The sequence below is a fragment of the Nitratidesulfovibrio sp. genome, assembly GCF_040373385.1.
Taxonomy (GTDB): Bacteria; Desulfobacterota; Desulfovibrionia; order Desulfovibrionales; family Desulfovibrionaceae; genus Cupidesulfovibrio.
On sequence record NZ_JBDXXH010000004.1, the window covers coordinates 71,685 to 97,597 of the forward strand.

The window sequence follows — 25,913 nt, forward strand, 5'->3', positions numbered from 1 at the left end:
TGGGGCCTCCCTTTGTCGTTCGCGGATTGAATTGGCGTCTGCCTGGCTACTTGGCCACCTTGGCGCGGCGCATCTGGATGTAGGCGTTGCGCACCGAGGTGTACGGCTCCACCGCGCTCTTGGTCACGGCTTCGTACCCGGCGATGGTCTCGTCCGCCTTGTTGAATTCTCCGTAGGCCCGACCGCCCATGTAGAGCCATTCGTCGTCCATCATGTAGGGGATCGGGTCGGCGAAATAGTCACCCGCAAGGCCCACGCTGTCGCGCAGGGTGCTGGGGCCTATCAGCGGCCAGACGATGTAGAAGCCTTCACCCGCGCCCCATGCGCCAAGGGTCTGGCCAAAGTCTTCCTTGTCCGGTTCCACGATGGGCTTGTCTTTCTTGGCCACGTCGATGAACCCGGCCATGCCCACGGTGGAATTGATGATGAACCGGCCCATCTCCACCCCGGCCTCCCTGGGTTTGCCCTGCAACAGGCAGTTCAGGAAGCGGAGGGGAAAGGCAAGGTTGTGGAAGAAATTGTTCACGCCGCTGCGCAGTTCGTCCGGGGTGACGGCCACATACCCTTGGTGCACCGGCTTGATGACCTTCAGCAGCAGCACGTCGTTGACGGCGAACCACATGCGGTTCCAGCCTTCCAGCGGGTCGGCCACCATGTCCTCGTTGCTGGTGTCGTAGTCGTCAAGGTCTGCGGACAGCGTGGGCGGTGCATGCGGTGCCCCTTCGGCGGGCATGTCGGCACGCGCGGCCGCCGGGGTCAGCAGCAGGGCACAGGCAAGGCACGCCGTACACAGCGCGATGTTGATGCGGAACGAACCTGCGGCCATGGGCATTCCTCCGAAGGCGGGTTCATGTTCGTGCGGCTAGTTGCCGGACAGGCCAGCCTGGCCCGCCGGGGCGGGCTGCTTGCGCACTTCGTCGGCCTTGGCCCGCACCCGTTCGATGAGCTGGTCGGGGGTGCCCTTTTCCAGCAGGTCCTGGAACTGGGTACGGTAGTTCTTCACCATGCTCACGCCTTCGATGAGGACATCGTACACCACCCAGCGCTGCTGGCGGTTCTGGAGCATGCGGTAGGCCACGGGCACCTGCTTGTCCTTGATCACCACGGTGGTCTGCACCTCTACCTTGTCGCCCTTGCCGCTGACCAGTTCTCCGGTGAACAGCACCTGCTGGCCGGTGTAGCCGTCGAACTTTTCAAGGTAGGTGGCCCGCAGCAGCGAGGCGAACGATTCGGCGAAGCGGTCCTGCTGGTCGGGGGTGAACGAGGGCCAGTTCATGCCCACGGTGCGGGCCGAGAACTCGCGAAAATCGAAGATGATGCGAATTTCGTTCTCCACCTGATCCATGAGCGCGGGGCGCTGCGCGGGGTCGGTGTAGCCCGGCTGCTTCACGATGTCGAGGATGCGGTCCACGGAGGCCTTCAGGGCGGCGCGGGCGGCACCCGCATTGTCCGAGGCGGCAAGGGCCGGGCCGGACCAGCCAAGCAGGACGCAGAGCAGGGCGCAGGACAGGGTCTTGAAGAGCGGCGCGGCAAGGGGGGCGCCGCGTCGGAATGCGGGGATGAACATGCCTAGACTCCTCCGAACACGTACTTGCTGATCAGCGATTCGATGTCGATGGCCGATTCGGTTTCCGTGATTTCGTCGCCTTCGCCAAGCTGTTCCGGAGAACCGCCGGGCGAAAGCTTGATGTACTTGTCGCCAATGAGGCCGCTGGTCTTCACCGAGGCGATGACATCATCGGTCAGGTGCACGCCTTCCTTCATGCGCAGGCTGACCACCGCCACCGGCTTGTCCGGCGCAAGGGTGATGCCCGCCACGCGGCCCACGGGCACGCCCGCGATTTCCACCTCGGCCCCTATGCGCAGGCCGGTGATGGAGCCGAACCGGGCGTGCACGGTATAGCCCTTGTCGGACAGCAGTTCCATGCGCCCCAGCTTTATGGTGAGGTAGCCGACGCACAGCAGCCCGATAAGGACGAAGATGCCGACCGATGTTTCTCGCGAATATTTTTTCATGCTGCCCTTCCCGTATCCGTTGGGGGCTTTGGTTGACAGTATTTGTCCCGCCTGCCGTCAGGCATCTGGCGTCAGCCTGTCCGGCCAGACGTCTGAAGTCCGGCCAGACGTCGGAAGTCCGGTCAAACGTTGGAAGTCCGGCCAGCCGTCAGCGGTCAGCCAGGCGTCAGTGATCCAGCCAGGCGTCAGCGGTCCAGCCAAGCGTCAGTGGTCCAGCCAGGCGTCAGCGATCCAGCCAGGCGTCAAGGGCCTGCTGCACCTCCGGCGCCAGCGACACCTCCGCCCGCTCGCCTTCTTCAACCCGCCGGTCCAGAAAGCTGCGCACGTACGGGTCGCTCGATGCGCGCAGCGCATCCACCGGACCCGCGAAGGCCGCCGTGCCGTCGTGCAGCATGAGCACATAGTCGGCGATGGCATCCAGGCTGCGCAGGTCGTGGCTGACCACCACCATGGTCATGCCGGGAAAATTGGCCCGCATGTCCAGCAGCAGGTGGTCCATGCGCGCGGCGTTGACCGGGTCGAGGCCCGATGTGGGCTCGTCGCACAGCAGGATGGGCGGGTCCATGACGATGGCCCGCGCGAGGCCCGCGCGCTTGCGCATGCCGCCGGAAAGCTGGTTGGGGTAGTAGTCGGCGTAGTCGGCCAGGCCCACCAAGGCCAGCTTGTGCAGCACGATCTGGCGGATGGTGGCCTTGGGCAGCCCGGTGTGCTCGCGCAGGGGCAGGGCCACGTTGTCGCCGAGGCTCAGCGAGCCCAGCAGCGCCCCGTCCTGGAACAGCACGCCCATGCGCCGCCGTACCTTGCGGAAATCACGGCCGCCAAGGGCGAACAGGTCGCGCCCGCCCACAGAAAGGGTGCCCGCCATGGGCCGTTGCAGGCCCAGCACGTGGCGCAGCAGGGTGGACTTGCCGCAGCCGGAGCCGCCGATGATCAGGGAAATTTTGCCGGCGGGCAGCAGCGCGTTCACGTCGTGCAGTACCACGTGGTCGCCGTAGCCCACCGTAAGGCCGTCAAATCGTATGTCCCATCCGGAAGTCGCGCGCATGGCCGTGGTCTCTTACAGCAGGAACGAGGTCAGCGCGTAGTCGGCCACAAGCACGAACACGCACGAAAGGACCACGGCGGAGGTGGTGGAATTGCTGACGCCCTCGGGCCCCACGCCGTCGCGGCGCATGTGGGTGAAATAGCCCTGGTAGCAGCTTACCGTGGCCACGATGACCGCGAACAGCAACGATTTCATGAAGCCGCCGGTGATGTCGGCCATCTCGACGCTGGACTGGATGCGATAGAAGTACACGCCCTCGTTGATGCCCAGCAGGGTGACGCCGGTGACGTAGCCGCCAAGGATGCCCACCACGTCGAACACCGCCGTCAGCAACGGGAACGAGATCAGCGATGCGGCAATGCGCGGGGCCACCAGGTAGGCCATGGGGTTGATGTCCATGACGTCCAGCGCGTCGATCTGGTCGGTGATGCGCATGACCCCGATCTCGGCGGCCATGGACGACCCGGCCCGGCCGGTGACCATGATGGCCGTCAGCACCGGACCCAGCTCACGGATCAGCGAAAGGGCCACGGCGGCGCCCAGCAGTCCTTCGGAGCCGAACTTGACCAGCGTGTAGTAGCCCTGCAAGCCCAGCACCATGCCGGTGAATACCCCGATGAGCAGGATGACGAACAGCGACTTGGAGCCGATGACGAACACCTGGTTCAGGATCTTGGGAATCTGCTTGGGCGAGGCGAAGATGAGGCGCAGGCCGTCCGCCAGGAACAGGAACATGGCCCCCATCTCGCCCAGCAGGCGCAGGGTTGCCGCGCCAAGGGCGGTGACGGGGGCGAGTATGCCGGGGCCTGTGCTCATGCTGTCCTCTTCCGGTGCGCGGCGGTTTCCGCGCTGGTGTCCGCGTGGTGTGCGGGCGGTTTGGACGTTCCGGACAAGGGGAGGACGGTGGGTGCCGCCCGTTCCCGACGCCTTTACATCATTGCAAGGTAGTCCCGTCGCAACATGCCGTCAAGGCAGCCCTATCGGGAAACAGGTGTCTTGCTGCGCAGGATCACCTTGTCGATGCCGTGCCTGGCAAGTGCCGCGCGCAACTGGCGCGTGTCCTCCGGCGTGCCCCGGAACAGCGCGTTCAGCCGGTACCACGACACGCCGCTTTCCACCGAGGAATCCAGGCGCACCTTGATGCCGGAGGCCTCCAGCTTGGCCTTCAGGGCATTGGCGGGGTCCGCCGCCTTGTAGGCCGCCACCTGATACACGTAATCGAAACGTTCGCCGTCGGCGGGTTTGGCCTCCGCCGCCTTGGTGTCTTTGGCATCCTTTGATGCGGCGGCGGGGGCCGATGCCTTCTTGTCGTCCTTCTTGGCGTCGGGCCTGGCCTCGGCCTTCTGGGCGGTTTTGGCGTCCGTCTTGGCGTCCGTCTTGGCATCGGGCTTGGAATCCGCCTTGGTATCGGCCTTGGCGGTTTTGGTGTCCTTTTTGGCGTCCGCTTTCGTGTCCGTCTTGGGGTCGGGCTTCTGATCCTTCTTGCCGTTTTTGGTCACGATTTCCGAAGCGTTCACCGCCACCCCGGCGTTGCCGGAAACCGGAGCGGGCTTGGCGCGCAGGGAATCCATGAACTGGAGGTCTTCCGGCTTGATGACCCCGCCGGGCATGGGGGTGGGTTGCGATGCGTTGACGGCGGGCTTGGGCATGATGCGTTCGATGCCCAGGCGTTCTTCCGGGTTGTAGCCGCGCCCCACGATGACGCCGAGCACGAACACCCAGCCGAAGCCGATGACGGCCACGATGCCCGCCGAAATGAGCGAGGGCAGGGTGACGTTGATGGTGTAGACGCCTTTCTTGCGCCCGCCATCCTTCGTCCCCTGGCCGCCACGCCCGTTCTGCGCGTTCGGTCCGGACTGCCCTTGTCTGGGTGCTGCCATGCCTGGTTCCCGCGCCGTGGCGCGCTACATGGCCTCGGGCGCGTCAACGCCAAGCAGGTTCAGGCCGTTGGCCACGGCCCTGCCCACGGTGCGCAGCAGGGCAAGGCGGGCCACGATGGTTTCCGCGTCGGCGGCGTTCAGCACCGGCACCTTGGCGTAGTAGCTGTGCAGGGCGCCCGCCACTTCCATCAGGTAGAAGCTGACGTGGTGCGGGGCCAGCCCTTCGGCGGCGGCGGAAAGGGTATCGGGCATGCGGTCCACAAGGCGCAGCAGGTCCAGTTCCTCGGGCAGGGTCAGCGGGGCCAGCGCCGCCGCATCCAGCCGGTCGGGCAGGACGATGGAACGTTCGGCGGCCTTGCGCAGCACGGCGCACACGCGGGCGTGGGCGTACTGCACGTAGTACACCGGGTTGTCCATGGAGCGCTGCTTCACCAGTTCCAGGTCGAAGTCGAGGTGGCTGTCGCTCTTGCGCGAAAGGAACATGAACCGCGCGGCGTCGGCGCCCACTTCCTTGACCACGTCGTGCAGGGTCTCGAACTGCCCGGCGCGGGTGGACATGGCGATCTGCTCGCCGCCCTGCAAGAGGTTGACGAGCTGCACCAGGATCACGTCGAACTGTTCGGGCCGCTTGCCCAGCGCGGCCACGGCGGCGCGCATGCGCGGCACGTAGCCGTGGTGGTCGGCGCCCCAGATGTCCACGACAAGGTCGAAGCCCCGGTCGTACTTGTTGTCATGGTAGGCGATGTCCGAGGCGAAGTAGGTCAGCGTGCCGTCGGACTTGCGCAGCACGCGGTCCTTGTCGTCGCCAAGGGTGGTGGTGCGGAACCACAGCGCGCCGTCCTGCTCGAAGGCGAGGCCCGCTTCCTTCAGCCGTTCGAAGGTCTTTTCCACCGCGCCCTCGCGCACCAGCGAAAGCTCGGAGAACCACACCTGGTGCTCCACGCGGAAGTCGGCAAGATCCTGCTTGATGCCGTCCATGATGGAACTCATGGCGTATTCGAAGCAGCGGGCCTGGCCTTCGGCTTCGGGCAGGTCCACCAGGCCGGGGTCTTTCGCCAGCATTTCCGCGGCAATGCCCTTGATGTAGTCGCCGCGATAAAAGTCTTCGGGCAGGGTGAACGGGCGGCCGGTAAGCTCCAGCGCGCGCAGCCAGACGGAAAGGCCCAGCAGGCGCATCTGCCGTCCGGCGTCGTTGATGTAATATTCGGTGGTCACGTCGTACCCGGCAAAGCGCAGCACCCGCGCCAGGCAGTCGCCAAGGGCAGCGCCGCGCCCGTGGCCGATGTGCAGGGGGCCGGTGGGGTTGGCGGACACGTACTCCACCTGGGCCTTGCGGCCTGCGCCCACGTTGGTGGCGCCGTAGCGCTCGCCCGCTGCTTCCACGTGCAGCACGGTTTCGCGCCAGAAATCGGGCGAGTAGGTGACGTTCAGGAAGCCCGGCCCGGCAATGTCCACCGAGGCGATGTCCGGGTCGGAGTCGCGCAGGGCACCGGCAAGGCGCGAGGCCAGTTCGCGCGGGGCCACGCCCGCATCCTTCGAGAGCACCAGGGCGATGTTGGCGGCAAGGTCGCCGAACGATTTGTCGCGGGGGGGCTCAAGGGTGGCCTTTTCGGGCCAGGAAAGCCCCATGTCCTTCACGATGGCCTGAAGGGAGGCCAGCAACTGCTGACGTGCGCGCATGGATGTATGATGTCCTGTTTGCTTGTGGGATGTGATGTCTGCGTGGGCGGCGGCTGGTCACGGTCGACCCCGGTCGGTCACGGTCGGTCACGGTCGGCCACGGTCGACCGGGCACCGTGCGGAATACCTCCGGCCCCCGCGCGGCGCGGGAACGCCCGGCCCGCGATGGTCCGTACCGGCCCGCCAATGGCTGGCAACGCCGGGGGAGCGGGTACGGTGCCGCAGGGGCGGGGGCTTGTCCGAAGAGGGTCGTGTACCAGAAAACGGCGCGACTGCAAAGTCGTCGGGGCGCACGGTACCGGCGGGCCAGCGCGGTGGAGCGGCACCGGGACGAAAGGCGCGAGGCGCGGTGCGTCTGCCCGACGGGACCAGGACATCGCGCCACCAAAGGGCGTCGTGCACGGGAAGGGCCGGGTGCGCATGCGCACACCCGGCCCGTGAACTGTCCGCCGTGGCGGGATGACGCGGAACCGGACCGTCTAGCACACCAGCGCGTCGGCCTGTTCCATGCTGCCAGCGCCCTCGGCGGTCCAGCCGCCTTCCTCTGCGGCGGGCACGCCCGACGCGGCAAGTATGGGCCCCACCATCTTGGTCAGCACGCCCTTGGGGCCAACTTCCACCCAGCGGCGCACCCCGGCGTTCCACTGGTTGGTCACGGTGGCTATCCACTGCACGGAAGACGTCATCTGCCGGGTCATGACCTCGTGCAGCGATTCGCCGTCGGTTACGGCCTGGCCGGTCACGTTGCAGTACACGGCAAAGCGCGGGCGCAACCATGTTGCCGTGCGCATGGCCTTGGCCAGTTCCCTGGCCGCCTCGTCCATGAGCGGGCTGTGGAAGGCCCCGCTGACGGGCAGGACAAGCGCGCGGCCCTTGCGGTCCTTGACCCTGGCGGCGGCGTCGGCAATGGCGTCGCGCGTGCCGGACAGCACCAGTTGCCCTGGCGTGTTGTAGTTGGCGATGCGGATCATCTGGCCGGTGGCCTCGGCGGATTCGCGCACCACGGCGTCCACGTCGGCCTGCGAAAGCTTGAGCACGGCGGCCATGGACCCCTTGCCTTCGGGGTCGGCCTCGGCCATCAGGCGGCCACGCAGGGCCACCAGTTCCAGCGTGCTGTCCACGGAAAGCGCCCCGCAGGCGGCGGCAGCCGCGTATTCGCCCAGGCTGTGCCCGGCGGCGCAGGTCGGGGTGACGCGTCCGGCAAGGCGCAGCCACAGGGACAGGTTGACGACGGTCAGCGCGGGTTGCAGGTTGCGGGTATCGGCCATGGCCTTGTCGTCGCCGCCGTCCCAGTAGATTTCGCGCAGGGGCAGGCCGCTTGCGCGTTCGGCCTTCTTCCACAGGTCCATGGCCTCGGGCATGGCGTCGGCCACGTCGCGGCCCATGCCGGGTTCCTGCGAGCCCTGGCCGGGGAACAGGATGGCGAGGTCGGTACGGTTCATTCGGTGTCGCTCCAGACGTAGGAATGGTGCCGGGCATGTTCCGGCGGTGGATGTGCGGTATCGTGCGCGGTTGCCGTCCCCCTCAGGACGGTGCCCGGCGATGCCGGGCGTGGGCGCGTCGCCCGTTCGCTGCATAGTCAAACACGCGCGCGGACGCAAGTGGTGCTGCCGTTTTCGCCCGCGCGGCCCGATGCGGCCCGATGCGGCCCGATGCGGCCCGATGCGGCCCGATGCGGCCTGATGCGGCCCGATGCGGTCCGATGCGGCCCGATGCGGGCGGACATGGACGGCCGGGGGAACGGCCTGCCGCCTGTCGCCATCCCTTGCCGCCGTCCCCTGTCACCATCCGTTGTCGCTTGCCACCGCCCGCCGGTACGGCTACAAGGCCGCCAACTCCCGTATCCGGCGCATGTCGGCGGGTTCATCACCAGGAGACGCCATGCCCCCCGCAGATGTCCACGTATCGTTGAAAGAATTGTCCCGGCTGTGCGCCGAGGCCGGGTTCGGCCCCGACAGCGTGCCCGCAGCCGCGCAGATGGCCCTGGCGGGCTATCTGGAACTGCTGATGAAGTGGAACCGGGTCATGAACCTGGTGGGCACGCGCACCTGGCAGGCCACGTTCCGCACCCTGATCGTGGACAGCCTGCACCTGGCGCGCTTCCTTCGTGCGTTGCCCTTGCCCGAGGCGCCGGAAACGTGGGACCTTGGCGCGGGGGCGGGGCTGCCGGGCATTCCCCTGCGCGCAATGTGGCAGGCGGGCACCTACCATCTTGTTGATGCGCGCGAGAAGCGCACCCTGTTCCTGTCCAATGTGCTGGCCCGCCACCCCCTGCCGGGCACCGTGGTCTTCCGGGGCAGGGTGGAGGAGTTCATGCCCACGCGGCCCAAGGCCGATTGCGTGGTGAGCCGCGCCTTTCTGCCCTGGCCGGAGGTGCTGGAACTGGTGCACGGTCACGTGGCCCCCGGCGGCATGGTGGTGTTTCTGGCCAACGAAGGCACGCCCGCAAGCCTGCCCTCCGGATGGAGGGTGGCGGCGCGGGCGGAATACGAGGTGCAGGCGCCTCCGCCACACGGCGCGGGCGGAGCACCCCTGCGGGGGGGACAGGGCGGACGGGGGGGACAGGGCGGACAGGGCGGACAGGGCGGGCGAAACCGTGGCGCGGAGCCCTCGACCACCGTGCGCCACCTGTGGGCACTGGCCCTGGCCTGACGTTGGTCCGGCCAGCAGTTGGTCCGGACAGCCGTTGGGGCTGGCCAGCCGTTGGGGCCGGGACGCAGGGTAGCGACCCGGCGCATGCTCCCTGGCCGGTGGAGCGACGGCGTGGCGCTATTTCTCGGGGGGGGTGCCTATCAGCGCGCCCAACTGCGACTTGCGGAAGATCAGTCGGGTGGCGGCGGCGTCGGCCTTGTCCGCCACATCCATGAGGCGTTCGAGGAATTCGAGGATTTCGTGGCGTCGTTCCTCGGGCGAATATTCAAATTCGTCATCCAGGCGTTCCGACGACAGGTATTCCTCGAGTTCGTCGAGATACTTCATGTTCAGCATGGCGGCGTCTCCATGGCTGGCGGGGTGACCCGCCGGTGCGGTGTGGTGGCGGCGCGCGGCCCGGCGCATGGGCGTCACCGTGAGCGGGGTGACGCGCCCGTGCAGCGGGTCTGGCGGTTTGGTCCGGGGCGCGGCCCGCGCGCGGCGCGGTGGCCGTTGCGTGGGGGCGCGCGGATGTTCGGTTCGCGCAGTCTCTAACGCATTTCGCGGCGCAGGTGAAGCGGTTGACCGCACCGTTGCCGCACCGGCCCAAAGCCCCCGGCCCCGCTGGCGATGCGCCACCGTTTCGCGTATATCCCCCCTGCGCGGTCCACGGGCCGCAGCCCTTTTTCACGGCAGGAAGCCATGAGCGTGCACACGCCCGATACATCTCCCCTCGCCGCCTCCTACACCGGGCATCCGGAATCCGGGGGCAACGGCGAATCCTCCACCCTGCCGGATGGCGGGCAGCGCCCCCCGGCGGGGCGGTCCCCGCGAACCCCGCAAGCTGGGCTGCGCGCCGCCGCCGTGGCGCTGTGTTCGCCGGGCGGGCGCGCCGTGGTGCTGGCCCTGCTGGCCTTTGGCGTGGCCTTTGCCATGCGCATGCTGGAGTACCCGGCCTGGCAGACCCCGGAATACCAGTTGGACGGCGAATACCTGCTGGCCACGCATGACGCCTATCACTGGACGGCGGGTGCCGACGGCTTCGAGTTCGGCGCGGGGCACCCCATGTCCGAACTGGTGCGCTACGTGGCCCTGCTGACCCACTCCACGTCCGGGGCGGTGGGCTTCTGGCTGCCGCTGGTCATGGGCAGCCTGCTGGCGGTGGCGGTGTTCGCCTGGGCAGCAGCGCTGGGCGGCATGGAGGCCGGGCTGTGCGCCGGGGTGCTGGCCTCGCTGGCGCCCGGTTTTCTGGCCCGCACCCTGCTGGGCTACTGCGATACCGATCTGGTGACCCTGCTGTTCGCCCTGGTGGCCGCGCTGGGACCGGGGCTGTGGCTGGCCCCGCGCCTGCGCACCCTGCCGGAAATGGCCGTGGCCCTGTACCGGCGGCTGCGGCACGGGCGCGTGCCTGCCGCCGCCACGGTTTCCGACGCCGCTGCGGAGACGGATCTGGCGGACTGTACGTCGGGCGGCACATCGGGCAGTGCATCGGGCGATGACATCCTTGCCCCACGCTGGATGGCGGTGCTGCTGTGCAGCGGCCTGCTGGGCTGGTGGTCGCAGGAATGGCATTCCATGTTTCCGTATCTGGTGCGCTACTACGCGCTGCTGGTGCCCGGCCTGGTCGTGGTGTTCGGCAGGCGGGGCAGCCGGGCCGACCTGCTGGTGGGCGGGCTGCTGTACGCCCTGCCCGTGCTGGGCGGCTGGCCGGGCTTTGCCGGGGCGGCACTGCTGGCGGTGGGGCTGCGCGGGCCGTGGCCCTTTCTGCGGGCGCTGGCCGAGCGGCGGGTGTTGCATGTGGCGCTATGGCTGGTGGTGCTGTGGCTGGTGGCCGATGCCGAAGTGTTCCGGACCATGCTGAACTCTGCCCAAAGCTATATCAAGCGGGCGGGCGATGCCGTGGCCCAGCCCGACGGCGACGTGCTGGTCTACCCGTCGGTGGCCCAGAGCATCATCGAGGTGCAGGACCTTTCGGTGGCGGAAGTGTTGGCCTACTTCCATCCGTGGATGCCCGCGGCCCTGGCGGGGCTGGCCGGGTTCGGCATCGCGCTGGTGGCGCGCCCGGCGGCGCTGTTTCACCTGCCGCTGGCGGTGCTGGCCTTCCTGTCCATCAAGCTGGGCGGGCGCATGGTCATGTTCGGGGCGCCGGTGATGGCCCTTGGCATCTGCATGCCGGTGCACTGGCTGGCGGGCCTTGTGCTGCGCGACAACTTCTACCGCACCGCCGGGCGCCTGCTGGTTTCCGTCGTGCTGCTGGTGGTTCTGGGCGCGCCGTACCTTGAAGTCATTCCGGCCATGACCCAGGGGCCCATCATCAACAGGCGGCATGCGGCAGCGCTGAAGTTTCTGCGCACCAACACGCCGGAAGAGTCCATGATCTGGAACTGGTGGGACTGGGGCTATTCCACCCACCACTTCGCGCACCGCTCGACCATCGCCGACGGCGCGAGCCACGGCGGGCCTTCGCTGTTCGTGCCCGCCGCCGTCTACGCCTCGGACAATCCGCGCTTTGCCCGGCAGCTCATCAAGTATGCGGCCAGCAAGGGCAATATTCCCGGCAATGTCTTCGAGGGCATGAACAATCACGACGCCGACGACCTGATGCGCAGGCTGGCCGCCCGAAAGGAGCCGCTGGTCGCCACGCAGGGCAGGCAGTATCTGGTGGTCAGCTTCGACATGCTGCGTCTGGGCTTCTGGATAACCACCTATGGCCGCTGGGACTTCCAGGCCAGGGAAGGGCGCGGCTACCAGATAGCCTCCATCAGCAAGCCGCTGCAATTCAGCATGGAAAACGGCGTGGTGCTGGTGCAGAACATGGACCCGGTGTACGCGGAATCCATCGACGTGCTTGACGATACCGGCTTGCAACGCCAGATGTACTTCCGGTTCAACGGGCGGCATTTCATTTTCAACCGCACCACCGGCGACAAGCTGGTCATCGACGACGACATGTACAATACGCTGATGGTGCAGCTGCTGCTGTCGTCACCGGAAGACCCGCGTTTCACGCCGTACTTCAAGCTGGTGTTCGACAATGTGCATACGCGTGTCTATGAGGTGCTGTAAGTCGCCCGGATGCTGTTTGCGGTAATGCTTTTGGATTCCGCGAAGAGTGATTTCGTTCGCTGGCTAGGAAAACGAGTCCGGCATGAGGGAGTATGCCTCAGCCGTTAGGTGAGTGAAGCGAACCTTACGGATGAGGACCGCAACGCGCTCTTGTTGTATTCGACCGAGCCTTAGCCGTTAGGTGAGCTTGCGAACCTTACGGATGAGGACAGCAGAGCTATGGCGGGCGAAGTTTGACCACGTTGCGCTCGATGCCCGTAAAGCTCGCAAGCTCGCGTAACGGGCACGCTTCGCGCCCTTCGGGTCGGTCAGCCAGCGGGCGAAAGCACCCTTCGCCGCTAGTGATGATACGGGGAACCACGCAGGATGCAGTCCGCGCGGTACAACTGCTCCAGCAGCACCACGCGGGCCATCTCGTGGGGGAAGGTCATGGGGCCAAGGCAGACGCGCAGGGCGGCCCGTTGCAGCACGGCATCGTCCAGGCCGTAGGCGCCGCCAATGACGAAGCACGGCACCGCCGTGGCGTTTTCCGTCAGCCGGTCCAGCAGTGCGGCGAACTCGCGCGAGGTGTGGGACTTGCCGCGCTCGTCCATACAGACCACGATGTCGGCGGGGCCAAGAGCCGCCAGCAGGCGCGCGCCTTCGTCGGCGTTGCGTTTGGCGGGCGGCAGGGCAGCGTCGCCATCGCGGACCAGGGTTTCGGTCACGCGCCAGGTATGGCGCAGCCGTTCCAGGTAATGCGCGGCGGCCTGCTGCCAGAACGGCGTCTTCAGCTTGCCCACCGCCAGCAGGCGCAGTGATTTCACGAAACCTCCGGATGCGTGCGTTCCCGGGCCATGGTCTATCCCGGCGCGGGGCGGGCGGCAAGCCGTATGGCGCGGCACGGCATTCGGCCAGATTCCCGCTTTTCCTGTCACGCCTGACCCAACAACGGATTGCCAGATGCTGGATTACCAGATGCTGAACATGGACGATGCCGCCGCGCTGCTGCGCGCGGGACGGGTGGTGGTGTTTCCCACCGAGACCTTTTTCGGGGTGGGGTGCCTGGCCATCCATGCCGGAGCCGTTGACGAGGTGTACCGGGTGAAGCGTCGCGCCCACCGTCTGGCCCTGCCGATCCTCGTCGGCCATGTGGACCAGTTGCCGCAGGTGGCCGCCCCCATGGGCCCGGTGGCGGAAGACCTGGCCCGGCGGTTCTGGCCGGGGCCGCTGTCCATCCTGCTGCCTGCCGCACCCGGCGTGCCCGTGCCGCTTACCGGCGGCACCGGTCGCGTGGCCGTGCGCCTGACCCCGCACCCCGTGGCCCGCGAGTTGTGCCTGCGGGCCGGTGGGCCGTTGGTGGCCAGCAGTGCCAACATCAGCGGGCGCCCTGCCGTGACCCGTGCCGTGGACCTTGATGCGGAACTGTTGGCCGAGGTCGCCGGGGTGCTGGACCTGCCCCCCGCACCGCCCGGCGGGTTGCCCTCCACCCTGGTGGAAGTGCTGGATGGGGGCGGCGGCGGGGCCGGTAACGTTGTTGGCGGTGGTGTGCCGCGCCTGCGGGTGTTGCGGGCCGGGGCCGTTTCGGCGCAGGTCTTGTGCGATGCCGGGTATGCGCTTGCGTGAGCAGGTGGGGACAACCCTACCGGGAGTACAAAAAATTTTTGCGGGACCGTGGCATGAAAATGGCCGCAAAACCGTACGGAACGGGCGCTGCACGACGGTGGCAAAGCGTCTGGCAAAAAAGTTGAACTGATTGCGCAAACGGCTCGTGCTGGCGTTTGATCGGGTGTTTGGGAAAAGTGTTGGAAAATCGGTAAAATACGTACACGGCGGAAGGCGGGATTGCATGGGGGCAGCCGTTGCCGGGCGTTGGCACACCGCTTGCTACACCCTGATCACCTTCCTTTCTTTGCAGAGAACCGGTCCTACAGGGGTGTGGGACCGGTTTTTCTTTTGTGCCATGTCTGCCGTCGTCGTGTACGGGCAGCGGTTTCCGTGACCCGGTGACCGTGTCCGGCCTTTCGCACGCAGGCACCCGGCCCGTTGTGTCTATTCAGCAATTTTCCCTGATATTCCGAGTAATTTCCACGTCATGTCCAGCACCGCCTGCACGGTGATGGCGGTCATGCACGGGGCCGTTGCGGCGTGCCCGGCGGTGCTGGCAGCCCCTTGTTCGCCGTGGATTTTTCCGTTGCCTTGCCCCCAACCGCAGGCAAGTTCGCGCAGGGTGGCGGAACAGGGGGCGCAGGCAAGCGGGCTGGCGAGCGGGGTGGCGCCGTGCGGGCACCATGACCCGGCGGGGGCCGGGCCGAACAGGGCGAGAACCGGCACGCCGTGCAGCGCGGCAAGGTGCAGCGGCCCGGAATCGTTGCCGATCACCAGCCGTGCGTGGCGCAGCAACTGCGCCAGTTCGTCGTGGTCGGCGGGGGCGACCACGGGCACTTCGCATCCCTTCGGCATCAGGTCGGCCCGGTCAAGGCCGCGCTCCAGTTCCGCCGGGCCGAGCACGTACAACGGATTGTACCCGGCCCGCGCCAGCGCCCCGGCCACTTCTGCGAACCGTCGGGGCGGCCACTGCTTGGCCCGGTGCCCCGCGCCCGGCACCAGCACCACGGTGCGCGAATCCGCGCCCTTCCAGCCGCCGAACAGCGTTTGCCACGTGTCCTGCCAGCCCGCGTCCCAGCGGGGCGGCCAGGGCAGGGCGGCGGGACATGCCCGCGCAAGATGCTTCCGCAGTACCTCGGTGACGTGGCAGATGCGCATGGCGGGTTCGGCTGCCCGATCACCCGTGCCTGCATCCCTGTCCGACATGCCCGCTCCGGCCATCAGGCAGGGCAGGGGCACCACGCGCGGGTGGGCGGCCACCGGCGCGCGGTCGAGGCAGAACCACGCCACCGTGGCTCCGGCCAGGGCGTCCGGCCAGACGGGTGCATCGGATTTGCCGTACAGTCCGTCCAGCGCCCGGCGCATGGCCGGGGGGCAGGGGGCGTAGCCCAGTGGGGCCAGCCAGCGCATGCGTTCCATGTTGCCCGCGAACAGCAGGCGCGGGGAGGCGCTTTCCTCTCCGCCTTGCGCCGCCGCGTGCTCTGGCGCTGTACTGTCCGGCCCCGTGCCGACCGGCCCGATACCCGGCGAACCCGCACCCCGCGCCAGCGCCAGCAGGGCGGGCCAGGCACACAGGAAGTCGCCCAGCGCGCCGTTGTGCACGGCTATCAACTTGTCACTTTTCATCTCTGCGCGTACTCTGTGAAAGTGGTGTCGTATCCTCGCCGCCTACCGGGACAGCCTGTTCCGGCCTGCGGCGGCGGGAGGAGGTTCGGGGCAGCCCGCCCGCAGCTTCCTCGCATCAACCTCGTCCACAACCGGCAAGAACGGATTCGCCCGTCATGGAACATCGCGTCCCCTGCCCGCACTGCGGCGGCCCCGTGGTCATGTACCGCAACCCCGCGCCCACCGTCGATATCCTCATTCACGATCCGGGGCGGGGCATCGTGCTCATCCGGCGGCGGAACGAGCCGCCCGGCTGGGCGCTGCCCGGCGGATTCATCGACTACGGCGAATCGGCGGAGGCGGCGGCGGTGCGCGAGGCCCGCGAGGAAACCGGGCTGGACGTGGAACTGACCGGCCTTGTCGGGGTGTATTCCGACCCAGGCCGCGACCCGCGCCACCACACCCTCAGCGTGGTCTATGCCGCGCGGGTGCGCGGCGGTGGCGTTGCCGGATCTGCGACAGGGGATGCTGCTTCAACGGTGGCCGATCCCGTTGCCGCCCCCATCGCAGGTGACGACGCGGCGGACGCCCGGTTCTTTGCGCCGGACGACCTGCCGCAACCCATGGCCTTTGACCACGCGAAAATCATAGCCGACTGGCTGCGCGACCGTGGCCGCTGCCCGGAGCGCACGGGGGAAGGGGCCTGAAGCGGCCGCGCGACGGTGGGCGCAACGAGCCCCGCCGTTTTGCGGGGCGATGGTTCCGCCGGGGTCACCGCCCCGGCACGATCGGGACGCATGCGCCAGGTGGCGCGCAACGCGTCGCGCGGAAACGCCGCGCGCGCAAGGGGAGGAACGCGCGATCATGCGACGTGAGGTCGTTTTCGTCACCTCGGAAATGTATCCCTTTTCCAAAAGCGGGGGCCTTGGCGACGTGCTGGGCGCGCAGCCCCTGGCCCTGCACCGCATGGGCGTGCCCACCTCGGTGATCACGCCGTTCTACGGTCGTCTGCGCACGGCGGACTACGGCATCCACCTGACCATTTCCGACTGCCACGTGGGCTACCCGTGGGACCCCATCACCTGCGACGTCTACGAGGCCGACTACCATGGCATGAAGGTGTACTTCGTGCACCGTGGCGAATATTTCGACCGCCGCTACTACTACAACGACCACAAGGGCGATTATTTCGACAACTGCGAGCGGTTCATCTTCTTCTGCCGCGCCGTCATGGCGCTGCTGCGCCGCCTGGGCACGCCGCCCGCCGTGCTGCACGCCAACGACTGGCAGAGCGGGCTGGTGCCCGCCTATCTGCACTTCTGGCGGCAGACGGACCCGTTCTGGGCAGACACGCGCAGCGTCATGACCATCCACAACCTGGCCTTCCAGGGGCGGTTCGCCTCGCGGCTGTTCACCGGCTGCGGTCTGCCGCCGCAGGCATGGACCATGGGCGGCGTGGAATTCTGGGGCGACTTCAACCTGCTGAAGGCGGGCATCGCCTATGCCGACATGGTCACCACGGTCAGCCCCAGCTACGCCCGGGAAATCCTGGGACCCGCCTACGGCTGCGGGCTGGAGGGCATTCTGCTGGCCCGCCAGCACGCGCTGCACGGCATCCTGAACGGGGCGGATTACGGTATCTGGAATCCGGCGCAGGACAAGTTTCTGCCGTGCCGCTACGGGCCTGACGATCCGCAGGGCTTTGCGGGCAAGCAGCGCTGCAAGACGGCCCTGCTGGACGAACTGGGCCTTGCGCCGGAACTGGCCCACCGGCCGGTGCTGGGTTTCATCGGGCGGCTGCGCGGGCAGAAGGGCATAGACCTGCTGCTGGACATCGTGCCCCGGCTCATGGAGCGTAACGTGGGCGTGATCATTCTGGGCGAGGGTAACCTTGCGCACGAGGCGCGGGCGCTGGACCTGATGGAAACCTACCGGGGCAGGGTGTGCGCCATCGTGGGCTACACCGAAGACCTTGCCCACCGCATCCAGGCGGGCAGCGACATCTTTCTCATGCCCTCGCGCTACGAGCCGTGCGGCCTGACCCAGATGTACGCCCTGCGCTACGGCACCCCGCCCGTGGCCACCGCCGTGGGCGGCCTGCGCGACACCATCATCCCGTGGCCGTCGCCCGAGGCCACCGGCTTCACCTTCGGGCGTTCCGACCCGCAACTGTTCCTCGAAGCCATCCTGGACGCCGTGCACTACTGGGAACACGACACCGAAGGCTGGCGCGCCATGATGATCCGCGCCATGCGCCAGGATTTTTCGTGGGAACGGGCCGGGCGCAGCTATGTGAACCTGTACCGGCAACTGGGGTTCGACTTTTCCTGATTCCGGCCTGCCGCCGCCGCAACCCGCCCGTCTCCTTCCGAACCGGTTGACCCCAAGCCACTGGACGAACACGCCATGCAGCTTACCCACCCCGCCTTCATCGAGCCCTTCGACCTGTACATGTTCGGCAAGGGCGAACACTGGGACCTTTACCGGGTGCTCGGCGCGCATTCCATGGCGCAGGACGGCGCGGAAGGCTACCGGGTGGCCGTGTGGGCGCCGTCGGCCCGCGAGGTGCATCTGGTGGGCGATTTCAACGACTGGCGCTGGGGCGAATATCCGCTGTACCCGGTGGGCGTTTCCGGCGTGTGGGCGGCCTTTGTGCCGGGCATGCGCAAGGGGGCGCTGTACAAGTTCGGCATCCGCACGGGCGATGCGGGCGACGGGCGCATCGTCTACAAGACCGACCCCTTCGCCCTGTATGCCGAAATGCGGCCCGGCGTGGCCGCCGTGGCCTGGGACATCGACAATCACCAGTGGGCCGACGACGACTGGATGCAGCGCCGCGCAGAGGCGGGGCCGCCGCTGCGGCAGGCCGTGTCCGTCTACGAGGTGCACGCGGGCTCGTGGCAGCGCAAGACCGACGGCACGGGCGTGGGGGGGCATCCCTTCCTGTCGTGGGACGAACTGGGCGACGGGCTGATTCCGCACGTGCGCGATCTTGGCTTCACCCACATCGAACTGCTGCCCGTGGCGGAACATCCGCTGGACCAGTCGTGGGGCTACCAGACCGGGCACTATTACGCGCCCACGTCGCGCCACGGCAGGCCCGAGGACTTCAAGCGCTTCGTTGATCGCTGCCATCAGGCGGGCATAGGGGTCATCCTGGACTGGGTGCCCGCGCACTTTCCCAAGGACGACTGGAGCCTTGGCCGTTTCGACGGCACGGCCCTGTTCGAGCATCTGGACCCCCGCCGGGGCGAGCACCCGGACTGGGGCACCTTCATCTTCAACTACGGTCGGCACGAGGTGCGCAACTTCCTGCTGGCCAACGCCCTGTACTGGCTGCGCGAATTCCACATCGACGGCCTGCGCATGGACGCCGTGGCCTCCATGCTCTACCTCGACTACTCGCGCGAGGGCGGCGACTGGCTGCCCAACGAGCACGGCGGGCGAGAGAACCTGGACGCCGTGGAGTTCCTGCGCCAGTTGAACGTGGTGGTGCACGGGCAGTTCCCCGGTGCCATGACCATAGCGGAAGAATCCACGGCCTGGCCGGGGGTGTCGCGCCCGGTGTACACGGGCGGCCTTGGCTTCACCTTCAAGTGGAACATGGGCTGGATGCACGACACGCTGGACTACTTCCGGCACGAGCCGGTGCACCGCGCCTACCACCACAACGCGCTCACCTTTTCGCTGCTGTACGCCTTCACCGAGAATTTCGTGCTGCCGATCTCGCACGACGAGGTGGTGCACGGCAAGGGCGCGCTGCTTTCCAAGATGCCCGGCGATGCATGGCAGCAGCAGGCCAGCCTGCGCGCGCTGTATGCCTACATGTGGGCGCATCCGGGAAAGAAGCTGCTGTTCATGGGGTGCGAGTTCGGCCAGTGGAACGAATGGGACGAAAGCCGCGCGCTGGACTGGTGCCTGTACCAGTTCCCCGCGCATGGGGGCATTCATGCCCTGCTGCGCGACCTGAACGGGGTCCTGCGGCGCGAACCGGCCATGCATGCGCACGACCACGACTGGACGGGCTTTCGCTGGATGGACTTTTCCGACTGGGGTGGCTCGGTGATCAGCTTCGTGCGGCAGTGCCCCGATGGGGAAGGCTCCCCTCCCGTGCTGTGGGTGTTCAACTTCACCCCGGTGGTGCGCGAATACTACCGGGTGCCCGCGCCCAGGGGCGGTACCTGGCGCGAGGTGCTGAACACCGACAGCGAGTACTACGGCGGATCCAACGTGGGCAACGGCGGCGAATTGCAGGCCCGCACCGACGAGTGGAGCGGTGGGCATCACCTTGTGCTGACCCTGCCGCCGCTGGCGGGGGTGGCCCTGATGCCGGGTTAGTCCGAACGCAGCGCCGGAGGCACGACGATCCGCGCGGTATGCAGAGAAGGCCGTATCTCCCCGACATGCCCGCGCGGCATGCGCTCCCTTCCGTTCTTTCCCCCGCCTTTCCCCTTCACCTTCGGGCCGCAATTGCGTAGATTCCGCCCCGTCCTCGCTGCGTGCATGAGGCACGCCGCGCGGGCGCATTCCGGAACCGCAGAGACACACATGACCGAACCGAGAATCATCGTGCACGGCGGCGCGTGGACCATCCCCGCCGACCGGCAGAAGGCCCACATCGACGGGTGCCGCGCGGCGGTGGACGCCGTGTGGGGCGAGATGCAACGCGGCATGCCCGCGCTGGAGGCCGTGCGTCTGGCCGTCAACGTGCTGGAGGCCGACCCCACCTACGACGCAGGGCGCGGGGCCGTGCTGAACGCCGACGGCCAGATAGAACTGGACGCCGCCATCATGGACGGGGCCACCCTGAATTTCGGGGCCGTGGCGGCGGTGCGCGGCTTTCTGCACCCCGTGGACATCGCCCGCAAGGTCATGGACACCGAATTCTGCTTCCTGGTGGGTGAAGGGGCGGAGCGCTTCGCGCGCGAGGCGGGTATTGCCGCCATCGACCCCGCCGAACTGGTGGTGGAGCGGGAAGTGCGCCTGTTCAACGAACTGCGCGCCCGCGCGGGCTTTTCCACCCACGACGCCTTCCGGCCCCATTCCGGGGTGACCGGGGCTGCCGGGGAAACCACCGCAACGGATGGCGCACCGTGCCACTGCCCGGTGGGGCCGGAACCGGCCATGCCCAAGGGCACCGTGGGCGCCGTGGCGCTGGACGCGGCGGGCAACATCGCCGCCGCCACCTCCACCGGCGGCACCCCCATGAAGCGGCCCGGCCGGGTGGGCGATTCGCCCTTGTGCGGCGCGGGCACCTACGCGGACAACGAAACCGGCGGGGCTTCCGCCACTGGCTTCGGCGAAGGCATCATCCGGGTGCTGATGACCCGTTCCGCCTGCGATTTCCTGCGCGATGGCGGCGCATCCCCTGCTGACGCCGCCCGCAAGGCCATAGACCTGCTGCATCGCCGGGTGTCGGGCCACGCCGGGCTGATCATGCTGGACCGGCAGGGGCGCTACGGCGTGCACTGCAACACCGAGCACATCGCCCATGCCTATGCCCTGCCGGGCGGCGGCATCCATGCGGATGTGGAATTGCGGCGCTGACGCAGGTGCGGCTTCGGGAAACATGCATGGCGGCGGCAGGCTTCGGTTTGTTGCCGCCTTTCGCATGTGACTCCAACCTGCTCACCGCGCACGGCCCATGCACCATGCGCACGGGCATCCATAGGCATATGGACAGCCCGCGCGAATGCGCATAGCCTGTGCGGCATGCGTGCGGAACCGTTGCTGATAACCCTTGGCGATGCCAACGGCCTCGGGCCGGAACTGGCGTGCCGCCTGTTGTCCGGCCATCTGCCTTTTCATCTGGCAAACCGGGTGTTGCTGCTGCTGGGGGCGGAAGCTTCCCTGCGGGGGCATCTTTCCTTCGCGGGGGGCACCCCCTTCTGGACGCGGGTGGACGACCCGGCGCGGGCGCTGGCGGCAGACGCCGCCCCCGGCGTGTTCCTGTACGAGCCGCCGGGGCTTGCCGACATCCGCGTGCAGGTGGGGCAGGCCACCCCGGACGGCGGCAGGGCGGCGGGCGTGGCCCTTGCCACGGCCTGCGACCTGCTGTTGGCCCCTGCGTCCGCAGGCGCTCCTTTCCCGCGCCGTCCTCGTGGTCCGCGCGGACTCGTCACCCTGCCGCTGCACAAGGCCATGCTGCACGCCGCAGGCTACGACGTGCCCGGCCATACCGAATATCTTGCCCGGCGCGCGGGACTTGGCGACGACGAGGTGTGCATGCACCTTGGCGGCGACGTGCTGCGCGTCAGCCTGGTGACCACCCACCCGCCACTGCGCGACGTGCCCGGACTGGTCACCCGCCAGCGGGTGCTGCACTGCCTGCGCCTGACGGCGGCCCACGCACGGGCCATTGGTGCCGTGGGGCCTGTTGCCGTGTGCGGGCTGAACCCCCACGCCGGGGAATCGGGCCGCATCGGCGGCGAGGAAATCGAGGTCATCGCCCCGGCGGTGGCCGACGCTGTGGCCGAGGGGCTGGACGTGATCGGGCCGCTGCCCGCCGACACGCTGTTCGTCAAGGCGGCACGTGGGGCCTACGCCGCCGTGCTGGCCATGTACCACGACCAGGGGCTGGCCCCCCTGAAGATGCTGCATTTCTCCGACGCAGTGAACGTGACCCTGGGGTTGCCCTTCGTGCGCACCTCGGTGGATCACGGCACGGGCTTCGACATCGCCGGAACCGGCACGGCGGACACCGGCAGTTTCGCCGCCGCGCTGCGCCTTGCCTGCACCCTTTGCGACGGGAAGGACTGAGCCATGTACCTGGGAATCGACGTCGGCGGCACGCATACCGATGCCGTGGTCATGGATGGCCGCACCATCGCGGCCAGCGCCAAGGTGCCCACGGACCATCACGACCTGCTGGCCTCGGTGCGCGCGGCCATGCAGGGGCTGTTGCAGCCCCATGGGGGAGTGGAACCGGGGCGCATCACCCGCATGAACCTCAGCACCACGCTGTCCACCAACGCCATCGTGGAAGGCAAGACCGAGGACGTGGCGGTGGTGGTGTCCGCCGGGCCGGGCATCGACCCGGAACACTTCCGCGTGGGGCGGTTCTACTTTCCGGTAAGCGGGTCCATCGACCACCGGGGCGAGGAGATTGCCCCGCTCGACCCGGCGGAGATGGCGCGGGTGTCCACCGCCTGCTGCGAGGCGGGGGTGCGCCTGTTCGCGGCGGTGGGCAAGTTTTCCACCCGCAATCCCGCGCACGAGACGGCCATGGGCGAGGCGCTCGGCGCGCGCGGCGGCGGCAGCCCCGCAAGCTGCGGCTGCGGCGACTTCGTCTCGCTGGGGCACCGCCTGTCGGGCCAGCTGAACTTTCCGCGCCGGGTGGCCACGGCCTACTACAACTCGGCGGTGTGGCGGGTGTACAACCGCTTTGCCGACGCCATAGAGCAGTCGGCCCGCGAATTCGGCATCACCGCGCCCATCCACATATTGAAGGCCGACGGCGGCACCATGCCGCTGGCCGTGTCGCGCGAACTGCCGGTGGAATCCATCCTGTCCGGCCCGGCGGCCAGCGTCATGGGCATCATCGCCCTGTGCGACATCCGCGAAGACTGCGTGATCCTGGACATCGGCGGCACCACCACGGACATCGCCGTGTTCGCTTGCGGTTCGCCGGTCATCGAGAAGGACGGCATAGAGGTGGGCAGTTACCCCACGCTGGTGCGCGCCCTGAAAACGCGGTCCATCGGCGTGGGGGGCGATTCGCGCCTGCACGTGGCCGCAGGCGCGGTGCGCGTGGGGCCAGAACGGGCCGGGGCCAGCATGGCCATGGGCGGCACGCGGCCCACGCTCATCGACGCGCTGAACTACCGGGAGCACGCCGCCGTGGGCGATGTGGCGGCTTCGGCGCGGGGCATCCGCGAACTGGCCGGGCTGTGGGACCTGTATCCGGAACGGCTGGCCGACGACGCCATTGCCGAGGCCGTGGCGCGCATCCGCGCCGCCGTCACCGACCTGGTGGACGAGGTCAACGCCCGCCCGGTGTACACCATCATGGAACTGTTGCAGGGCAGGGCGGTGGAGCCCGCCGCCGTGTACCTGATGGGCGGCCCGGCGAAAGTCATGCAGCCGTTGCTGGCACCGGCGCTGGGCAAGCGGGTGGAGGTGCCGGACGAGTTTGCCGTGGCCAACGCCATCGGTGCGGCGCTGACCCGCACCACGGCGGAACTGGAGCTGTTCGCGGACACTGAAAAGGGCGTGCTGTTCATCCCGACCCTGGGCGTGGAACGCAAGACTGTACGGGGCTTCGACCTGGAACGGGCCAAGGCGGATGCCCGGCAGGCCCTGCTGGAACACCTCGCGAGCCTTGGCGTTACCGGCGGCGAGGCGGCGGTGGAAGTGGTGGAAGCCTCGTCGTTCAACATGGTGGGCGACTACGGCACCGTGGGCCGCAACATCCGCGTGAAGTGCCAGGTGCGCCCCGGCATCATGGGTGAGCAGGCCCGGTCAGGCCAGCAGGGGAACGGGGGCAGGAACGCCTGCGGCTGCAAGCCCTGCGCGGACGAGGCCGGAGCGTGAAGGAAAAATTCTTGAGGCGCGCGGTGGGGACGACATGCCTGCGGCGCGCCCGTGTGCTGCTGTGTGCCGGGGCGATCCTGCTGGCGTGTGCCGTGCTGCCGGACGGCGTGGGTGGTGGCGCTGGTTTTTCCGGAGGTCTCGTGGCGTCCGGGGCCATGGCGGCCACGGGTAACGCCACGGTGACCGGGCTCAAGGCTCCCGTGGTCCCAGGACCCAAAGTGACCGCCCCCAAAAGTCCGTCCGCTCCGGGCGTGCCTGCTCCTGCCAACACGGCAGCTCCCAGGGGGGCGGCGGCACGGTCCGCGTCCGCTCCGGGAAAGGGGCAGGGCACGGCAGCGGTCCACGGCGAACCCTCCCTTTCCGACATGATCGGCCAGATGCTCATGGTGGGCTTTCGCGGGGCAGAGGCGCAGGCCGTTGCCGCGCGCGCGGGCGATGTGCTGGGCCTGGGCGGCCTGATGCAGTCGGTCTTTCCCGCAGCGGCCAACGCGACGAAGGCGGGCGCTGCCAAGCCCGCTGCACCAGGCTCCTCCGCGTCCGTCACATCGGGCACATCGGGCACATCCGGCACATCGGGCACATCGGGCACCGCGGGCACATCCCCCACGTCCGGAACCTACGGCGTGAACGAGGTGCTGGACGACATCCGGGTCGGGCACGTGGGCGGGGTCATCCTGTTCGACCGCGACGTGACCACCGGCAGCCCGGAACGCAACATCATTTCCCCCAAACAGGTGCGCGGGTTGTCCGCCGCGTTGCAGGCCGCCGCCGGGGCATCCCCCGCCGGGCTGCCGCTGTTCGTGGCCGTGGACCAGGAAGGCGGGCGGGTGCAGCGCCTGAAGCCGGAACGCGGCTTCACCCAGTTCCCTCCGGCGCGGCAACTGGGGCAGGGCAGCACGGATGAAACCCGGCTGCGTGCCGTTGCCATGGGCCGCGAACTGGCCGACGTGGGGGTGAACCTGAACTTCGCGCCGGTGGTGGACGTGGACGTGAACCCGGACAGCCCGGCCATCGGCAGACTGGGGCGGTCCTACGGGCGCGACCCGCGCAAGGTGGCGGCCCACGCGGCGGCGTTCATCAACGGCATGGCCCAGACGGGCGTTGTGTCGTGCCTCAAGCATTTTCCCGGCCACGGCAGCGCCCGCACCGATTCGCACCTGGGCGTCACCGACGTGTCCGCCACCCGCAGGCCCGAGGAACTGTGGCCCTACCGCACCCTGTTGCGCCCGGCGGGCAACGCCTGGGCCGATGGCTGGGGCGGCATGGTCATGGTGGGGCACCTGTACGACAACCGGCTGGACGCGGCACATCCGGCCACGCTGTCGCGCCCGACCATCGACGGGCTGCTGCGCCGCGACATGGGCTGGCGGGGCGTGGTCATCACCGACGACCTGCAAATGGGCGCCATCACCGAGCGCTACCCGCTGGAAGACGTGGTGTTCCGTGCCGTGGACGCCGGGGCGGACATCCTGCTGTTCGGCAACAACCTGCGCTGGCAGCCGGACCTGACCGCACGGGTGCATGCGACGCTGACCGCCCTCGTGCAGTCGGGGCGCATCTCCGAAGACCGCATCCGCCAGTCGTACCAGCGCATTGCCCGGCTGAAGGGACTGCTGCGCGCGGGCGATGCCACGCTGGGCGGCAGCGGACTTGGCCTGCCCGATTTGCCGGATGTTGAGGGAGTTACCGGGGCAAAGATGCTGGACTCTGATGGCAATGTAGGCGTTATTCAGCAAAATTGATAACTAGCTGAGCGTGGCCAATTTTACTCCCCCCACCCTTTGAAAAGTTTGGGAGGATGGGGGTCCGGGGGAAGGAACCTTTTCGCGTTGCGGTCGCCATCCGTAAGGTTCGCATGCAATTGTTGCCAG

At 68.2% G+C, this 25,913-nt stretch carries 21 protein-coding genes; 10 read left to right on the forward strand and 11 right to left on the reverse strand.

The window, feature by feature from the left end; all coding sequences use genetic code 11:
* Positions 1-46: 46 nt before the first annotated feature.
* From ABWO17_RS08700 to ABWO17_RS08735, 8 genes are all read right to left on the reverse strand, one after another.
* On the reverse strand, positions 47-826 hold the full coding sequence (locus ABWO17_RS08700) for an MlaA family lipoprotein (protein WP_353117620.1): 780 nt from the start codon (positions 824-826) through the stop codon (positions 47-49).
* Between the two features lie 36 nt (positions 827-862).
* Complete coding sequence (locus ABWO17_RS08705; RefSeq protein ID WP_353117622.1) at positions 863-1,567, reverse strand: Tgt2/MlaC family protein; 705 nt, start codon at positions 1,565-1,567, stop codon at positions 863-865.
* A gap of 2 nt (positions 1,568-1,569) precedes the next feature.
* Positions 1,570-2,016, reverse strand: coding sequence for an outer membrane lipid asymmetry maintenance protein MlaD (gene mlaD / locus ABWO17_RS08710; RefSeq protein WP_353117624.1), 447 nt, complete (start codon positions 2,014-2,016; stop codon positions 1,570-1,572).
* Positions 2,017-2,239: 223 nt separating this feature from the next.
* Positions 2,240-3,061, reverse strand: a complete 822-nt coding sequence (locus ABWO17_RS08715; protein WP_353117626.1) for an ABC transporter ATP-binding protein — start codon at positions 3,059-3,061, stop codon at positions 2,240-2,242.
* 12 nt (positions 3,062-3,073) lie between these two features.
* Entirely contained in the window at positions 3,074-3,877 is an 804-nt protein-coding gene (locus ABWO17_RS08720) for an MlaE family ABC transporter permease (RefSeq protein ID WP_196609060.1), read from the reverse strand.
* A 161-nt stretch (positions 3,878-4,038) separates the two neighbouring features.
* Entirely contained in the window at positions 4,039-4,941 is a 903-nt protein-coding gene (locus ABWO17_RS08725) for an SPOR domain-containing protein (protein ID WP_353117628.1), read from the reverse strand.
* Positions 4,942-4,965: 24 nt separating this feature from the next.
* Positions 4,966-6,621 carry an arginine--tRNA ligase gene (gene argS / locus ABWO17_RS08730; RefSeq protein WP_353117630.1) on the reverse strand — a complete coding sequence of 552 codons (1,656 nt, stop codon included), beginning with the start codon at positions 6,619-6,621 and terminating at the stop codon, positions 4,966-4,968.
* 479 nt (positions 6,622-7,100) lie between these two features.
* Positions 7,101-8,063 carry an ACP S-malonyltransferase gene (locus ABWO17_RS08735; RefSeq protein WP_353117632.1) on the reverse strand — a complete coding sequence of 321 codons (963 nt, stop codon included), beginning with the start codon at positions 8,061-8,063 and terminating at the stop codon, positions 7,101-7,103.
* Positions 8,064-8,502: 439 nt separating this feature from the next.
* Between ABWO17_RS08735 and ABWO17_RS08740 the strand changes: the two genes are divergently transcribed.
* Positions 8,503-9,273, forward strand: a complete 771-nt coding sequence (locus tag ABWO17_RS08740) for a 16S rRNA (guanine(527)-N(7))-methyltransferase RsmG (protein WP_353117634.1) — start codon at positions 8,503-8,505, stop codon at positions 9,271-9,273.
* Positions 9,274-9,390: 117 nt separating this feature from the next.
* Here ABWO17_RS08740 and ABWO17_RS08745 read toward each other — a convergent pair whose 3' ends face one another.
* On the reverse strand, positions 9,391-9,678 hold the full coding sequence (locus tag ABWO17_RS08745; RefSeq protein ID WP_502914898.1) for a hypothetical protein: 288 nt from the start codon (positions 9,676-9,678) through the stop codon (positions 9,391-9,393).
* A gap of 276 nt (positions 9,679-9,954) precedes the next feature.
* Between ABWO17_RS08745 and ABWO17_RS08750 the strand changes: the two genes are divergently transcribed.
* Positions 9,955-12,318 (forward strand): STT3 domain-containing protein, encoded by a 2,364-nt coding sequence (locus ABWO17_RS08750; protein WP_353117636.1) that lies wholly within the window; start codon positions 9,955-9,957, stop codon positions 12,316-12,318.
* 338 nt (positions 12,319-12,656) lie between these two features.
* Here the strand turns inward: ABWO17_RS08750 and ABWO17_RS08755 are convergent, their stop codons facing one another.
* Entirely contained in the window at positions 12,657-13,124 is a 468-nt protein-coding gene (locus ABWO17_RS08755; protein WP_353117638.1) for a 23S rRNA (pseudouridine(1915)-N(3))-methyltransferase RlmH, read from the reverse strand.
* 136 nt (positions 13,125-13,260) lie between these two features.
* On the opposite strand from ABWO17_RS08755, the gene ABWO17_RS08760 reads away from it, so the two are divergent.
* A complete protein-coding gene (locus ABWO17_RS08760; protein ID WP_353117640.1) occupies positions 13,261-13,923 on the forward strand; it encodes an L-threonylcarbamoyladenylate synthase in 663 nt (220 codons plus the stop codon).
* A 426-nt stretch (positions 13,924-14,349) separates the two neighbouring features.
* Here ABWO17_RS08760 and ABWO17_RS08765 read toward each other — a convergent pair whose 3' ends face one another.
* A complete protein-coding gene (locus ABWO17_RS08765) occupies positions 14,350-15,531 on the reverse strand; it encodes a glycosyltransferase family 9 protein (protein ID WP_353117642.1) in 1,182 nt (393 codons plus the stop codon).
* A 155-nt stretch (positions 15,532-15,686) separates the two neighbouring features.
* Between ABWO17_RS08765 and ABWO17_RS08770 the strand changes: the two genes are divergently transcribed.
* From ABWO17_RS08770 to ABWO17_RS08800, 7 genes are all read left to right on the forward strand, one after another.
* Positions 15,687-16,217 carry an NUDIX domain-containing protein gene (locus ABWO17_RS08770; protein WP_353117644.1) on the forward strand — a complete coding sequence of 177 codons (531 nt, stop codon included), beginning with the start codon at positions 15,687-15,689 and terminating at the stop codon, positions 16,215-16,217.
* 157 nt (positions 16,218-16,374) lie between these two features.
* The gene (gene glgA / locus ABWO17_RS08775) at positions 16,375-17,841 is read left to right on the forward strand and encodes a glycogen synthase GlgA (protein WP_353117646.1); all 1,467 of its coding nucleotides are present in this window, start codon (positions 16,375-16,377) and stop codon (positions 17,839-17,841) included.
* 75 nt (positions 17,842-17,916) lie between these two features.
* On the forward strand, positions 17,917-19,848 hold the full coding sequence (gene glgB / locus ABWO17_RS08780; protein WP_353117648.1) for a 1,4-alpha-glucan branching protein GlgB: 1,932 nt from the start codon (positions 17,917-17,919) through the stop codon (positions 19,846-19,848).
* Between the two features lie 210 nt (positions 19,849-20,058).
* Positions 20,059-21,057, forward strand: coding sequence for an isoaspartyl peptidase/L-asparaginase family protein (locus ABWO17_RS08785; protein ID WP_353117650.1), 999 nt, complete (start codon positions 20,059-20,061; stop codon positions 21,055-21,057).
* A 165-nt stretch (positions 21,058-21,222) separates the two neighbouring features.
* Entirely contained in the window at positions 21,223-22,269 is a 1,047-nt protein-coding gene (pdxA, locus tag ABWO17_RS08790) for a 4-hydroxythreonine-4-phosphate dehydrogenase PdxA (RefSeq protein WP_353117652.1), read from the forward strand.
* A gap of 3 nt (positions 22,270-22,272) precedes the next feature.
* Positions 22,273-24,042, forward strand: coding sequence for a hydantoinase/oxoprolinase family protein (locus tag ABWO17_RS08795; RefSeq protein ID WP_353117654.1), 1,770 nt, complete (start codon positions 22,273-22,275; stop codon positions 24,040-24,042).
* A gap of 11 nt (positions 24,043-24,053) precedes the next feature.
* Positions 24,054-25,784: a glycoside hydrolase family 3 protein gene (locus ABWO17_RS08800; protein WP_353117656.1), complete on the forward strand. Its 1,731-nt coding sequence runs from the start codon at positions 24,054-24,056 to the stop codon at positions 25,782-25,784.
* Positions 25,785-25,913: the final 129 nt, after the last annotated feature.

Excerpts from the sequence above, each read along its gene's own strand:
- ABWO17_RS08700 (WP_353117620.1), bottom strand. The coding sequence starts at position 826 with ATGGCCGCAGGTTCGTTCCGCATCAACATCGCGCTGTGTACGGCGTGC.
- ABWO17_RS08705 (WP_353117622.1), bottom strand. The coding sequence starts at position 1,567 with ATGTTCATCCCCGCATTCCGACGCGGCGCCCCCCTTGCCGCGCCGCTC.
- mlaD (WP_353117624.1), bottom strand. The coding sequence starts at position 2,016 with ATGAAAAAATATTCGCGAGAAACATCGGTCGGCATCTTCGTCCTTATC.
- ABWO17_RS08715 (WP_353117626.1), bottom strand. The coding sequence starts at position 3,061 with ATGCGCGCGACTTCCGGATGGGACATACGATTTGACGGCCTTACGGTG.
- ABWO17_RS08720 (WP_196609060.1), bottom strand. The coding sequence starts at position 3,877 with ATGAGCACAGGCCCCGGCATACTCGCCCCCGTCACCGCCCTTGGCGCG.
- ABWO17_RS08725 (WP_353117628.1), bottom strand. The coding sequence starts at position 4,941 with ATGGCAGCACCCAGACAAGGGCAGTCCGGACCGAACGCGCAGAACGGG.
- argS (WP_353117630.1), bottom strand. The coding sequence starts at position 6,621 with ATGCGCGCACGTCAGCAGTTGCTGGCCTCCCTTCAGGCCATCGTGAAG.
- ABWO17_RS08735 (WP_353117632.1), bottom strand. The coding sequence starts at position 8,063 with ATGAACCGTACCGACCTCGCCATCCTGTTCCCCGGCCAGGGCTCGCAG.
- ABWO17_RS08740 (WP_353117634.1), top strand. The coding sequence starts at position 8,503 with ATGCCCCCCGCAGATGTCCACGTATCGTTGAAAGAATTGTCCCGGCTG.
- ABWO17_RS08745 (WP_502914898.1), bottom strand. The coding sequence starts at position 9,678 with ATGCGCCGGGCCGCGCGCCGCCACCACACCGCACCGGCGGGTCACCCC.
- ABWO17_RS08750 (WP_353117636.1), top strand. The coding sequence starts at position 9,955 with ATGAGCGTGCACACGCCCGATACATCTCCCCTCGCCGCCTCCTACACC.
- ABWO17_RS08760 (WP_353117640.1), top strand. The coding sequence starts at position 13,261 with ATGCTGGATTACCAGATGCTGAACATGGACGATGCCGCCGCGCTGCTG.
- ABWO17_RS08765 (WP_353117642.1), bottom strand. The coding sequence starts at position 15,531 with ATGAAAAGTGACAAGTTGATAGCCGTGCACAACGGCGCGCTGGGCGAC.
- ABWO17_RS08770 (WP_353117644.1), top strand. The coding sequence starts at position 15,687 with ATGGAACATCGCGTCCCCTGCCCGCACTGCGGCGGCCCCGTGGTCATG.
- glgA (WP_353117646.1), top strand. The coding sequence starts at position 16,375 with ATGCGACGTGAGGTCGTTTTCGTCACCTCGGAAATGTATCCCTTTTCC.
- glgB (WP_353117648.1), top strand. The coding sequence starts at position 17,917 with ATGCAGCTTACCCACCCCGCCTTCATCGAGCCCTTCGACCTGTACATG.
- ABWO17_RS08785 (WP_353117650.1), top strand. The coding sequence starts at position 20,059 with ATGACCGAACCGAGAATCATCGTGCACGGCGGCGCGTGGACCATCCCC.
- pdxA (WP_353117652.1), top strand. The coding sequence starts at position 21,223 with ATGCGTGCGGAACCGTTGCTGATAACCCTTGGCGATGCCAACGGCCTC.
- ABWO17_RS08795 (WP_353117654.1), top strand. The coding sequence starts at position 22,273 with ATGTACCTGGGAATCGACGTCGGCGGCACGCATACCGATGCCGTGGTC.